Origin of the sequence: Robertmurraya siralis (assembly GCF_005502275.1) — a bacterium.
GTDB lineage: Bacteria > Bacillota > Bacilli > Bacillales > Cytobacillaceae > Robertmurraya > Robertmurraya siralis.
The window spans coordinates 246,953-259,183 of the sequence record NZ_SWLZ01000005.1; the positions used below are offsets into that span (position 1 = coordinate 246,953).

The window sequence follows — 12,231 nt, forward strand, 5'->3', positions numbered from 1 at the left end:
GAAAAAATTGTTTTTTCGCCGATATAATCGGGAAAACGCCGAAAAAATTGTTTTTTCGCCGATATAATCGGGAAAACGCCGAAAAAATTGTTTTTTCGCCGATATAACCAGGAAAACGCCGATAAAATTGTTTTTTCGCCGATATAATCGGGAAAACGCCGATAAAATTCATATTTCGCCGATATATCTAAAAAAATGTCAAGATACAACATAGTTGCGGGAAATCGGCATTTTTGTCTCAATCAAAAAGCAGTGTTCAATCAATAAGTTTTACCCCATTAAAACGTTACTACAATAGCGTTTACAGCAATTTCCCCTCATGATATACTCACTGACAGCATGATCCATTCACATCTGAGATATCCTAAGCAAAAGGAGAAACTGTAAAAATGCGTAAAAGAACAAATGCAAACAATCCGAAGTGGGAGAAAGCTCTTGAATACATATATATTTTAATCGGTTCTGCGGCAGTCGCTCTTTCTTTTAATTTATTTTTGCTTCCCAATCGAGTAGCATCAGGTGGAGTAAGCGGGATAAGTACAATAACGGATGCAGTCTTTAATTGGGAACCTGCTTATGTACAGTGGGCATTTAATATTCCTTTATTTATAGCTGGAGTCGTTTTTTTAGGAAAGCAGTATGGTTTAAAGACGTTGATCGGAACGATCTTTCTGCCATTTATCGTCTTCTTATCAAAGGATCTGGAGCCGTGGACGAACGATCCCTTGTTGGCTTCCTTATTTGGCGGAATTGGTGTCGGGTTCGGGCTTGGCATTGTTTTTCGTGGTAAAGGCTCAACAGGTGGAACCGACTTAGCTGCACAGATCATCCATAAATTTACGGGCCTTTCCCTTGGCACATGTGTAGCCATTATTGATGGGCTGATTGTCTTAACGGCAGCGACTGTTTTTGATATTGAAAGAGGTTTGTATGCCTTGATCGGTCTTTACGTTACGAGTAAAACGATTGATTTAGTGCAGATTGGCTGGGGCAGGTCGAAGATGGTCATGGTCATTACCAATCATCAGCAAGAAGTTCGTGAAGGAATTTTGAATAAAATTGATAGGGGCGTGACAAAACTATCAGCATACGGTGGTTATACGGATCAAGAAAGGCCGATCCTAATGTGTGTCGTCGATCAGACAGAGTTCACAAAATTGAAACAATTGGTGAAAAGCATTGATCCGACAGCCTTTGTCGTCGTAATGGACGCAGCAGAGGTGCTTGGAGAGGGTTTCAAACGAGTTTAGAATTGGTATAATTATGCCGTATATGTATTATTTACCTAGGGGGGTGTTGCAATTGAAGAAGAAACTTCTTGCACTATTGATGGGTACTTCATTAGTATTAGCTGCTTGTGGCGGCGGAGATGATGAAGCTAAGGAAAATACAGGTGACAAAGAGACTGCAAGCGTTGATGCAGAGCAAATTTATAATGAAAAAGGCTGTGTTGCTTGTCACGGTGGGGATTTGACTGGTGGAGTTGGTCCAGACCTAACAGCAGCGGGAGGACATTTATCGGCTGATGAAATTAAGGATGTTATTGTAAACGGAAGAGGCTCAATGGCCGCTCAGAATGTTTCTGATGAAGAAGCAAATGCGCTTGCCGATTGGCTTGCAGCAAAAAAATAATTATGAAAAACGTTCTGCCTCCTAATAGACAGAACGTTTTTTTATGGATTGATTCAGATTATAACAATTATAAGAAAAGAATAAGTTCACTAAATTGCTACAAATTTACGCCCTAAAGCATGGGTGGCTTTTTTATAATATAAAGAGGAAATCATGCTATTTTCACAGAATTTAGGGGGAGTTGTTATTGAAGAAACAGCATCTGGCAGTGTTAGCAGCACTTATAATCGTATTAATCGCTTTGGTCTTTTTCACTTTACAGAGTGAAAAAAATGATGGAGGTAACAATACAAACACAACCACTGAAACAAGCAACAAGACGGAAACAAATAAAAATGATGATACTGATGAGCAAGCAGGCGATGAAGAAGAAGTGGTCAGCGTTGACTATGAAAAATCTTACGCTCAAAAATGTTCGACTTGTCATGGTGGAGATTTAACTGGTGGAGTCGGTCCTGAGTTAACACAAATCGGTGCCAAAATGTCAAAAGAGGAAATTGAGCAAATCATTCTTGATGGAATCGGAATCATGCCGGGAGGTCAGTTGAAAGGTGAAGAAGCTTCAGCGGTCGCCGAATGGCTGGCAGATATGAAATAAAGTTAGGTACTGTAAGATATCGATGGACTTGAGCAAGCAAAGAAAAAGGACTCTTTTTCTTTGCTTGCTTTTTTGCTTGTTTACAAAACGGTAGATTTGCTTGTGCTCACATCCAGCAACCGCAAGCCTATGATGATGAACACGATGGAAAGCTCCTAAAAATGATCATTGAAGGACCAAGCTGCTTTCCGATTGTTCAAAGGCTCCCCTCACTTTTCTTTACATCTAACTCTCTCAAACTTCTAATCTCAGTAAAAACTCAGTACACCACGGTAAAACAAGGTGTTTCCGCCTTTGTACATCGAACTCCAGCGCCTGTCGCCTGATCCGATAAGTCATCGCAAAGCTATCGTAATTATCGAAAAAACAGGCCATTAGGCGATGAGCAAGGAGCTTGCACCTTGAATAAAACCAAGCATAATTCAATCATCTCTTCGTAATAAAATGAGTGAGAATACTACATTTTTCGAGGACCCTCATCTTCATCACATCCAATATTCGCCAATTTTACCATTAAAACTCATCGAAACTAGGTAAAATAGACGGTGTTCAGTTGGAAATTTTAGTGCAAAAATCCTTCTTTTTTGTAAAAAAATAGGGTTTTCCCCACTTTGAAAAGAAAATGTAATATTTTTTAAAGGGTGATCGACAAAATATGATGTTATAATGGGTTTGGCTACAAAAAAGAACAAAAATAATGAAAATGTTTATAAATATTATAGAAAGTGCCTAAAGGTGATATAGATGATAGAAATGGAAGATGTGTATAAAAAGTACCCGAATGGTGTTGTCGCTGTTAGTGGACTCAGTGTGCGTATCAATCAAGGGGAATTTGTATATATAGTAGGACCAAGTGGAGCCGGTAAATCGACTTTTATCAAAATGATGTACCGAGAGGAAAAGCCAAGCAAAGGGACAATCATGATTAACGGTGTGAATTTAGGGAAGCTGAAAGAGAGTAAAATCCCTCATTTCCGTAGACAGTTAGGCGTTGTTTTCCAAGATTTTAAATTGCTGCCAAAATTAACTGTCTATGAAAATGTTGCCTTTGCTCTGGAAGTAATCGAAGAGCAGCCTAAATATATTAAAAAGCGTGTAATGGAAACATTGGAGCTTGTTAATTTAAAGCATAAAGCAAGAATGCTTCCGACTGAACTTTCTGGAGGAGAACAGCAACGGGTCTCGATTGCCCGTTCCATCGTCAATTCTCCAAAGGTCGTGATCGCTGATGAACCAACTGGTAACCTCGATCCGGAAACTTCATGGGAGATTATGAAAATTTTTGAAGAGATTAATACAAGAGGAACAACGATTTTAATGGCCACCCATAATAAAGAAATTGTAAATACAATTAGACATCGCGTAATTGCTATTGAAAATGGGCAGATAATCCGTGATGAGCAGCGAGGTGATTATGGATATGAAAGCTAGGACACTTCGCCGACATATGAAGGAGAGCTTAAGGAACCTTGCGCGTAACGGCTGGATGACATTTGCATCCATAAGTGCTGTGACAGTGACGTTATTGCTTGTGGGTGTATTCTTCGTCATTATGATGAACTTAAATAAAGTAGCAACCGATATTGAAGAAGATGTCAGCATTCGAGTTCATATTGATATTGCTGCAACGAAGGAAGATCAGGACACTTTAAAAAGCAATATTGAAAAAATTTCTGAAGTGGACTCTGTCGTGTATTCCCCGAAAGAAGATGAGCTTAATAATTTAATTTCTAGCCTTGGTGAGGAAGGGGAGGCTTTTAAGCTCTTTGAACAGGATAATCCCTTATACGATGTGTTTATCGTCAAAACAAAACAACCTGAGCATCTAGAGAGTGTTGCTAAAAAAATTGAGAATCTTGACTTTGCCTTTAAGGTGCGATATGGACAAGACGATGTTGAGAAACTATTTTCTTTTATTAAAACAAGTAGAAACGTTGGTTTAGTTTTAATTGTTGGCCTATTATTTACAGCGATGTTCTTAATCTCAAATACAATTAAAATTACGATTGTTGCGAGACGAAAAGAAATTGAGATTATGAAGCTGGTAGGTGCAACCAATTCATTTATCCGTTGGCCTTTCTTTATGGAGGGGCTAATGCTAGGGATTCTAGGTTCGGTCATCCCGATTTCCTTCATTAGCATGATATATCGCTATTCCTACGAGTATATTTCATCAAAGCTTCAAGGGCATTTTATCCAATTGCTGGAATTTAATCCGTTTATGTTCCAAGTAGGCGGTTTACTAGTGTTACTAGGCGCATTCATCGGGATTTGGGGAAGTGTCATGTCCGTAAGGAAGTTCTTGAAAGTTTAATTACGATTCGTTTGCAAAGTATGTTCTAGGATCTCCAGGATCCGTTCTGGAGATCCTTATTATTTTACATAATGAGGGAGGAGAAATCTGAATTGAAGAAAAAGCTTTTAACCATTTCAGTTGCTTCCACCCTAGGGTTGGGTATTTTGGCAACAGGCAATCCGATAAACATAGCATCAGCAAATTCGAAAATTGACCAACTGAATGAGCAACGAAAAAACATTCACGAAAAACAATCAGAAATTAATTCAAAGCTCGATGAACAAGGCGAGAAGCTTAATGAAGTAAAAAATGAACAGGTTAATGTTGACAAAGAGATAAAGCGAATTGACCAAGCCGTTGGTGATACGGAAACAAAAATACGGGAAAAAGAGCTTCAAATTAAAGAAGCGGAAGCTAATATTGAAACGCTAGAACAAGAAATTAAAGTATTGGAAACACGCATTGCCAATCGAAATGAGTTGCTGAAGGATCGAGCACGGACCATTCAGGAGAATGGTAGAGTCACTTATTTTGATGTTCTACTTGGAGCAAAGACGTTTAGCGATTTTATTGATCGCCTTGGGGCTGTAGCTGCCTTTGTTGAAGCGGATCAAAATATCCTCAAGGAACATAATGCGGATAAAGCTGAGCTCGAAAGCAAACAAAAAGAAGTACAGGACACCCTTTCCAAGCTGCAGAAGCTGAAGCAGGATTTGGAAGAGATGAAAAAGTCTCTTGCTGCTCAGAAGGCTGAGAAAGAGAAGGTAATGGCTTCTTTGAAACAAGAAGAAGAGCACATGCATGATGAAATGGTTGAATTAGAAGAAGAAAAAGCGATTCTTGCTGCCCAGAAAAAAGCGATGCAAAAAGCAATCGAACTTGAGAAAAAGCGAGTAGCTGAAGAAAAACGCAGAGCAGAGGAAGCGGCGAAGAAGGCTTCATCAGGTGATGGAACAGCTGTTACAGCACCTCCGGTTTCAAGTGGGGTTTGGACAAGGCCGGCCGCTGCCGGATATTTATCATCAGGCTTTGGGAATCGTTCTCTAGGGGATCATAAAGGTGTGGATATTGCAGCGAGCGGCATTGTTCCTATTTATGCGGCTGCCGATGGAGTTGTCATCCGCTCCTATTATTCTACTAGTTATGGAAATGCTGTCTTCATCTCTCATTCTATTAATGGGCAAATTTATACTACAGTATATGCTCATATGAGAAATCGTGAAGTGAGTGAAGGCCAGGTGGTTTCAAAGGGTCAGCAAATTGGTCTAATGGGCAATACCGGTCGTTCGTATGGTCAGCATTTACATTTTGAACTGCATAGAGGCGAATGGAATCTATCAAAAACAAATGCGATCAATCCCGTTGGCATTGTTCCATTATAAAAAGTAGGAGAAACTTCATTTCTCCTGCTTTTCTTTTTGTAAAAGGCTTTGTTTTAGCCATAATTGGTTTATTACTTATAAAACCAAACTTTTCAATTATTAGGAAAGCTCCTCTGATTCGCTGAAACGATAGGTGAAAGTAAGGCAAAAAATCGCACCTACACATAATAAAGATCATGCAAAAAAAAGAGGGGTGAATTCATAACTTGTCCGCTTCCGTCATATAGTGAAGAGACAAACTTATCAAAAGGCTAATCCTCGCAATGATTGATGCGAAAATGGCCTTCTATAGGGGCTTACCAATGGACAGGAGGTAGACAATGAAACATACTTGGACTGCTCTTATTATCGCTTGTTCCTTAGGAATAGGCGCTGCTGGTGCATATGCCGTTCTTGAGTGGACAAATGGGGAGGAAGCACAATCGCAAGATGAGAGCGAAAATCATATGGAAGTAAATTTAGAAAGCTTAGATAAAGTCGGAAAAGCCTACGAATTAATTTTGAACGGCTATGTGGAAGAAGTTGAAGAAGAAGAGCTGGTAGAAGGTGCTATTCAGGGGATGCTTAGCACGCTTGACGATCCTTATTCCGTCTATATGGATAAGGAGATGGTGAAGCAATTCAATGAAACGCTGGAATCGTCGTTTGAAGGAATCGGTGCTGAAGTAAGCATGGTTGACGGAAAAGTAATCATTGTGGCTCCATTCAAAGATTCACCAGCAGAGAAGGCAGGATTAAAGCCCAATGACCGCATTCTATCAGTTGATGGAGAAAGCATTGATGGTCTTGATCTGTATGAAGCTACTTTGAAGATCCGTGGGGAAAAAGGCTCCACTGTAAAGTTGGAAATCGAAAGGCAAGGGTTGCGAGAGCCTTTAGTAGTCGAGGTAAAGAGAGACGAGATTCCGCAGATTACTGTTTACGGAGACGTGAAAAAACAAGGAAATAAAAACGTCGGCTACATTGAAATTACTTCCTTCTCTGAGGAAACGGGCAATGAATTTAAACAGCAATTAACAGAAATGGAAAAGAAGGGGATCGTGGGGCTTGTTATCGACGTGCGCGGAAATCCTGGTGGTTTATTAACGAGTGTGGAGGAAATTCTTAAAGAGTTCGTAACAAAGGAGAAACCTTATGTTCAAATTCAGCAACGCTCAGGAGAAAAGCTTCGTTATTTTTCCAGTTTAGAAAAAGAAAAGCCGTATCCGGTCGTGGTGTTGATTGATCAGGGAAGTGCCTCTGCTTCTGAAATATTGGCCGGTGCATTGCAGGAGGCTAACGGCTATAAGCTTATCGGGGAAAATACTTTTGGTAAAGGTACAGTCCAACAGCCTGTTCCGATGGGCGATGGCAGCAATATCAAACTGACCATATTTAAATGGCTGACACCAGAAGGAAACTGGATTCATAAAAAAGGGATTGAGCCTGATATGAAAGTGAGCCAGCCAGAGATTTATCATACCCACCCACTGCAAATTGATACAGCTTTAATGAAAGATATGAACAATGAACAAGTGCAAACTGCCCAGCAAATGTTAAACAGCCTCGGTTTTGCTCCAGGACGCGAAGATGGATACTTTGATGAAGCTACTGAAAAAGCCGTTATGGCGTTCCAAAATCAAAAGAAGCTCTCTGCCAGCGGAAGAATTGATAAACAAACAGCTTCAGCTTTAGAGGCTGCCATTGTGGAAGAGATGAAAAAAGAGCAAAATGACCTGCAATTGCAAACCGCATTGCGCTATATTGTGAGATAAGTATAAAATTTATGAACATCACAGAATTTGCCCCTATGGTATTTTTCCAATATGGAGACAAATATCTTAAGACGAATTTTCTTTGATGAAAATTAACGCTGGGAACGATTCAAAATTAAATATGGAATATGATGGGTAAAGCGTTACAATCAAATATGTGGATAAAACAGACGGCAAAGAAAAGAATGAAACGGTAAGTGTAAGTGTGGAAGAGTTTATTTCACGCTTCATTTGCCATATACCGGACGAGCAATTTAAAACCATACGATACTATGGAATGTACTCTAGAAGAACGAAGAGAGTATACAAAAAAATTCTTAGCATTTGGTAACAAAAAGTAAAACGGTGGATTGTAAAAGTGAGGAAGAAAATAGTTTTGTTAGACATGAAGAGAGAAAATGATCGCGAGTGGCAGAAAGGATCCACTCGTTTGTCCGAATCGTGATTGTTACTATAAATACAAGGGAGAAGTCTGTCCTGAAGAGGGGGAAACTAAAAATAAAAGTTGCATTATGTAATACAACCAGATCCTATTTAGAGAGGGTGATCAATCATTTCGCCAGTATAACAAGAAGAAATAAAAAGAAGCCAACGTCTCCAACTCCCTCCAAATAACTGTTAAACAACCAAAGCATCAGCTTTGGTTGTTTAGTGTATCATGAGAAGGAGAATATCCCGTTAAGTGTGGTAAAGAATTTTGATTTAGTGGATGATGGAGATCCAACGACACCGCCAATGTTTTCTTGTGAGAAATGTGGTGGTCAAATGTATCCAGAGTATTATAAAGGGGTAATGGGATAGTGTACAAAATCTTGGATGTCCTTTAAAAAAAGGACCGGGCGGTATTTGGAGGGCACTAAAAATCTGACGGTTTTAGATTGATATGATTGTCTTTACAAGAAAAAAAGTTGATTTCATTATCAAAAAAAGGAATAAATCAACTTTTCCCTTATTTAATGTCTATTTCTTTTTCTATCTTACCCCAGTAATTTCAGTATTCTTTTGAGATTTACAGTAATATAGCCATGGCACCTTGTAATTTCATGCCAATTAGACTCGAGGATATAGCCACATCGTACCCGTGTCTGTGTTTTAACTCGCTATTCTTTGCTTTAATCTTGTCCTAGTTTGTGCCTACATTCTTTCTTCCTTGTCGTGCTTTTCTTATCGCCATATGCCCTGCTTTACAGACATCCATTCTTGCTTCTGCATTTTTTTCAATCAGTGTTTCCAGTTGCTTTCCATCTTTTTTTTCTCCAGTATGACAACTCTGCAGTTATGATCCGTTTTTCATTCATTGTCAAGTGCGTCTTGTATTCAAAAAAGGAGGTGTCGGCAGTCTTGTGGCCGAATTTTCCGTACTGGTCCTTTGAAAATTGGAGCTGTTTGATGTCATCTGCGACTGTTTCTTTCAATAGGTTCAGCTGTTCATTCAATTGTAGGAGAGCTTCTTCTTTCTCAATTACTTCAATGAATTTCTGGGAATAAGCAATTTCATCCTCCAGCACGTCTGTCTTTGTTTAGGCAGGAAACTTCTCTTTCATAGACTCCATCTACCTGGTAAATAGCTCCAGAAAAAATAGTTAGCTCTCGAAAGGTTTTTTGACTGCTTGAAAATATAACTATAGTTATATTATTTAATAAAATATGACTTAATAGGTAGCTTTTAGTATATATGGTTGGTGAAATAATCTTTTTTAGGAGAAACATGCTTTTTTCATAGAGGGTAATATAGAGGAGTACTGATTATGCAGGATTCCAATTTAGGAACTGTTACACCATCAATCGATCATAGTAACAGATAGATTCTTGGGATTCGATGGTTATAAAGGTATGAAGTTAGAAAACCCAAAATTTTATTAGAAAAGAGGAGAGAGAGGGAATGAAAAAATTTTTAGTAGCATTCATGGCAGTATTATTGATTTTACCAATTTTGTCGAATACCTCAGCCCAGGCAGCAAGCTATTTTAGTAAGGAGCAACAGACTAGCGAATTTACATTCGAAGATATTATGGAATTGGAACCTTACATTTCTGTTAAGGATGGTTTGTTTAAATTTGATTCAAACTCAGCTACAAAAGATGGCAATAATAAAGAATTGGTTAAACTGCAAAAAAATTATTTGGATGATTTAAATAAAGAGATAAAAAATGGTATACTAAAAGCAGAAAGTAATCTGGAAATTATTTCGTTAGAGCCTCCTGCAACTGAGGGTAGGTTTTCAATCTTGGCTTCCTGTCCAGGAAAGAATACTGCTCCGGCAATGCACTGGTGGGGGACATCCCGTTACTTTAATTATTGTAATGCAAATATTTTCGCAGCAGATATGTCGTCTGTTGCTGCCGGTTATGCAGGAGCAGGAGCAGTAGCTGGCATCTGGTTCCCTGGGGTAGCTTTTACTGGAGCTATCATTGCTGCCTATGCTGGGTTAATGTCAGCTCGTGTTACTGCTAATAATCATGGAAAAGGAGTCTATTTAGGAATAACTTATGCTGCAGTCTTTAATGTAGAGCCGCAATAATAGAAAGGAGGTGGGATTTTGGATTGGATGATGGTCTACTATATATTAAGTTTCTTACTCGTGATTATCCTTGTCCTCGCCTTCCGAAAAAGAAAACAAGAAAATGAAAAATTCCCAATAAAGCAATTTGTGGTATCTCTGATTGTTGGGATAGGAATATTTGTTATTATTTTGAGCAATCTCTTATAAAAAAAGATTGTGAGGTTGTCCCAAAAGCTAAGCTTCGGGCTCCTCTTTTTTTTATATTGTTTATGTGCCTTGTTGATTTCTACTCCAGATGAAGCTTTCAGTGGTTACAAATTATCAAATATTTTTTAAACAAAAAAGGACCGGGCGGTTTTTGCTCGGTTTTTCTCATCTAGGAAATTATAAATTCCCTCGACTTGTGGATAAGTGTTCGATAATATGTTCGTATAAACAGTAGGAGTATCGATATGAGTAAACAAGGAAGCGGAGTCATTAAGACCATTTTAAAAGACCATTTTGATGGATTTTGGAAATTGAATGAAAGGAGATTTCTGAGGCCTATCGAGAGGATATAAAAGAAACCGTTGAAAAGGTTATTCAGTGTGGGACTCGTGATTTAGGTTATGCTCGTTATGAATGTCTAGGTTGTGAAGGAAATCCGAAGCCTGTCTTTGTTTGCTTCACTTGTAAAAGCCGTTTCTGTCATAAGTGTGGTAAAAAATATACGGATGATTGGTCAGATAAACAACAGGAAATGATCTTTGACGTTCCGCATCGTCATATGGTGTTTACGATACCGAAAGAAATAAGAAACGTATTCTTTGAAGACAGAAAGAAATTGAACGAACTTAGTAAGCAAGCATACGTTGGTAACAGAGGGTGCCCTAGATCATCGAAATGAATGGGTTCCAAGTGGATATATTCCATATGAATTCTTGAGAAAGTCTTGGCAAAAGGTCGTACTAGAACTTTTAAAGAAATGGTTTCCTGAAAATCAAAGAGTCCGGAATCTCATGAATGAATGGTATCAGCGATATCCGAAAGGGTTCTATGTGGATGCAGAAAAAAGGATGAAAGATGCGAAAGTACATTGGGAGATACTTGGCAAGACCTGTGATAGCGGAGTATCGGATTGAGAGAATATGATGGAAAAGTCGTGAAGTTTTGTTTGGTATGAAGATCCAGACAGGCCAGCATGTAGATGAAACGCTGCCTGTTTACAAATTTCTTTATAAATGAATACAGCACATCCATCCCAAGCATTTTCGAATGGCTGGTCGTTTTGGGTTGTATAGTAGATGAATCTATAAAGGCAAAGAATGTCCTTCGTCTATATGCGTTTATGAGAATGAGGTAATTGTCGTTACTTTTAGAGAAGAAAAAGAAGACCTATCGCCTAAGAATGATCGAAGCATTCGATAAAGGTTCATTCATTTGTCCGCATTGCCATCGAGAAATGGATTTGGTAGAGGTTTGGCATGCAGATTACGGATTCATCTATCATTACATGGAGAACATGGAATCAATCAAAACGATGAGGAGGATAAACCTTGAGCAAAAACAAAGAGCAGGATGAATGATTGAAATGGTTAGAAGAAGAGGATCTATTTGGATTAGATGAAGAAATGGAATTCATTATTTTTAAATGTATGGATTGTGGGAAGGAAGATGAAGTTCCAGATTATGTGGTAGAGGAGTTTCATTTTGATTTAGAAGAGAATGAAGAAGTGGAAGTAGTATGTCCTTTTTGTAATGGAACGATGAGACAGGCGAGGAAAGACCCAAGTGAATAATCTACACTTGGGTCGTAATTAAGTCGCGTTAGCGATTTTGTTCTTCTGGATTTGCAAAAAGAGTGCAATTTTGGAATATAAGGAAAAAGTAATCATTTCGACTTTATAGTTATGGCCGATATGTCACCGAAGAGAAGAGTATATAAAAAAAATCGGCAAGTAGCAGCTGATCTGCACCCTGTCAAGTAGACAGTGGAAATAATAAAAATGATCTAAGCGGCTTTAGCTCTATATTCCATAGGGCTAAGGCCGTTTAATCGTTTTTGATATCTTTCATGATTATAGAAT

Annotated in this window: 14 protein-coding genes and 2 pseudogenes; 14 read left to right on the forward strand and 2 right to left on the reverse strand. The window is 38.6% G+C overall.

What is annotated here, in order from left to right:
- Nucleotides 1-389 precede the first annotated feature (389 nt).
- The 8 genes and pseudogenes from FCJ93_RS09575 to FCJ93_RS26025 form a co-directional block, all read left to right on the forward strand.
- Nucleotides 390-1,250, forward strand: coding sequence for a YitT family protein (locus tag FCJ93_RS09575; RefSeq protein WP_095311818.1), 861 nt, complete (start codon nucleotides 390-392; stop codon nucleotides 1,248-1,250).
- A gap of 52 nt (nucleotides 1,251-1,302) precedes the next feature.
- Entirely contained in the window at nucleotides 1,303-1,632 is a 330-nt protein-coding gene (gene cccB / locus FCJ93_RS09580; RefSeq protein WP_095311816.1) for a cytochrome c551, read from the forward strand.
- A 187-nt stretch (nucleotides 1,633-1,819) separates the two neighbouring features.
- Nucleotides 1,820-2,230, forward strand: coding sequence for a c-type cytochrome (locus FCJ93_RS25425; protein WP_235879440.1), 411 nt, complete (start codon nucleotides 1,820-1,822; stop codon nucleotides 2,228-2,230).
- Nucleotides 2,231-2,974: 744 nt separating this feature from the next.
- Nucleotides 2,975-3,661 (forward strand): cell division ATP-binding protein FtsE, encoded by a 687-nt coding sequence (gene ftsE / locus FCJ93_RS09590; protein WP_095311814.1) that lies wholly within the window; start codon nucleotides 2,975-2,977, stop codon nucleotides 3,659-3,661.
- Nucleotides 3,651-4,544 (forward strand): permease-like cell division protein FtsX, encoded by an 894-nt coding sequence (gene ftsX / locus FCJ93_RS09595; RefSeq protein ID WP_095311812.1) that lies wholly within the window; start codon nucleotides 3,651-3,653, stop codon nucleotides 4,542-4,544. The genes ftsE and ftsX overlap by 11 nt, the downstream gene beginning before the upstream one ends.
- Nucleotides 4,545-4,636: 92 nt before the next feature.
- Complete coding sequence (locus tag FCJ93_RS09600) at nucleotides 4,637-5,908, forward strand: murein hydrolase activator EnvC family protein (protein WP_137743572.1); 1,272 nt, start codon at nucleotides 4,637-4,639, stop codon at nucleotides 5,906-5,908.
- Between the two features lie 320 nt (nucleotides 5,909-6,228).
- Nucleotides 6,229-7,662 carry a S41 family peptidase gene (locus FCJ93_RS09605; RefSeq protein ID WP_137743573.1) on the forward strand — a complete coding sequence of 478 codons (1,434 nt, stop codon included), beginning with the start codon at nucleotides 6,229-6,231 and terminating at the stop codon, nucleotides 7,660-7,662.
- Between the two features lie 142 nt (nucleotides 7,663-7,804).
- Nucleotides 7,805-8,324 (forward strand): annotated as a pseudogene (locus FCJ93_RS26025) (transposase); the annotation flags it as partial.
- A gap of 315 nt (nucleotides 8,325-8,639) precedes the next feature.
- On the opposite strand, the pseudogene FCJ93_RS25430 reads toward FCJ93_RS26025, so the two are convergent.
- Nucleotides 8,640-9,231, reverse strand: a pseudogene (locus FCJ93_RS25430) (IS5/IS1182 family transposase); the annotation flags it as partial.
- A 313-nt stretch (nucleotides 9,232-9,544) separates the two neighbouring features.
- Between FCJ93_RS25430 and FCJ93_RS09620 the strand changes: the two are divergent.
- From FCJ93_RS09620 to FCJ93_RS09640, 6 genes are all read left to right on the forward strand, one after another.
- Nucleotides 9,545-10,183: a hypothetical protein gene (locus FCJ93_RS09620; RefSeq protein ID WP_095311804.1), complete on the forward strand. Its 639-nt coding sequence runs from the start codon at nucleotides 9,545-9,547 to the stop codon at nucleotides 10,181-10,183.
- 18 nt (nucleotides 10,184-10,201) lie between these two features.
- Entirely contained in the window at nucleotides 10,202-10,372 is a 171-nt protein-coding gene (locus tag FCJ93_RS24970) for a hypothetical protein (protein WP_170211276.1), read from the forward strand.
- A 373-nt stretch (nucleotides 10,373-10,745) separates the two neighbouring features.
- Nucleotides 10,746-11,051: a transposase zinc-binding domain-containing protein gene (locus FCJ93_RS25870; RefSeq protein WP_445678163.1), complete on the forward strand. Its 306-nt coding sequence runs from the start codon at nucleotides 10,746-10,748 to the stop codon at nucleotides 11,049-11,051.
- A complete protein-coding gene (locus FCJ93_RS09630; RefSeq protein ID WP_137743575.1) occupies nucleotides 11,017-11,286 on the forward strand; it encodes a hypothetical protein in 270 nt (89 codons plus the stop codon). Before FCJ93_RS25870 ends, FCJ93_RS09630 begins: the two co-directional genes overlap by 35 nt.
- A gap of 221 nt (nucleotides 11,287-11,507) precedes the next feature.
- The gene (locus FCJ93_RS09635) at nucleotides 11,508-11,726 is read left to right on the forward strand and encodes a hypothetical protein (protein WP_095311799.1); all 219 of its coding nucleotides are present in this window, start codon (nucleotides 11,508-11,510) and stop codon (nucleotides 11,724-11,726) included.
- 4 nt (nucleotides 11,727-11,730) lie between these two features.
- On the forward strand, nucleotides 11,731-11,943 hold the full coding sequence (locus FCJ93_RS09640; RefSeq protein WP_095311797.1) for a hypothetical protein: 213 nt from the start codon (nucleotides 11,731-11,733) through the stop codon (nucleotides 11,941-11,943).
- 212 nt (nucleotides 11,944-12,155) lie between these two features.
- Here the strand turns inward: FCJ93_RS09640 and FCJ93_RS25875 are convergent.
- Nucleotides 12,156-12,231: IS3 family transposase (locus FCJ93_RS25875; RefSeq protein ID WP_137743581.1), on the reverse strand; the 76-nt coding region annotated here is incomplete at its 5' end.

Bases quoted from the DNA above. Each gene is read 5' to 3' on its own strand.
- FCJ93_RS09575 (WP_095311818.1), top strand. From the start codon at position 390: ATGCGTAAAAGAACAAATGCAAACAATCCGAAGTGGGAGAAAGCTCTT.
- ftsE (WP_095311814.1), top strand. From the start codon at position 2,975: ATGATAGAAATGGAAGATGTGTATAAAAAGTACCCGAATGGTGTTGTC.
- ftsX (WP_095311812.1), top strand. From the start codon at position 3,651: ATGAAAGCTAGGACACTTCGCCGACATATGAAGGAGAGCTTAAGGAAC.
- FCJ93_RS09605 (WP_137743573.1), top strand. From the start codon at position 6,229: ATGAAACATACTTGGACTGCTCTTATTATCGCTTGTTCCTTAGGAATA.
- FCJ93_RS09620 (WP_095311804.1), top strand. From the start codon at position 9,545: ATGAAAAAATTTTTAGTAGCATTCATGGCAGTATTATTGATTTTACCA.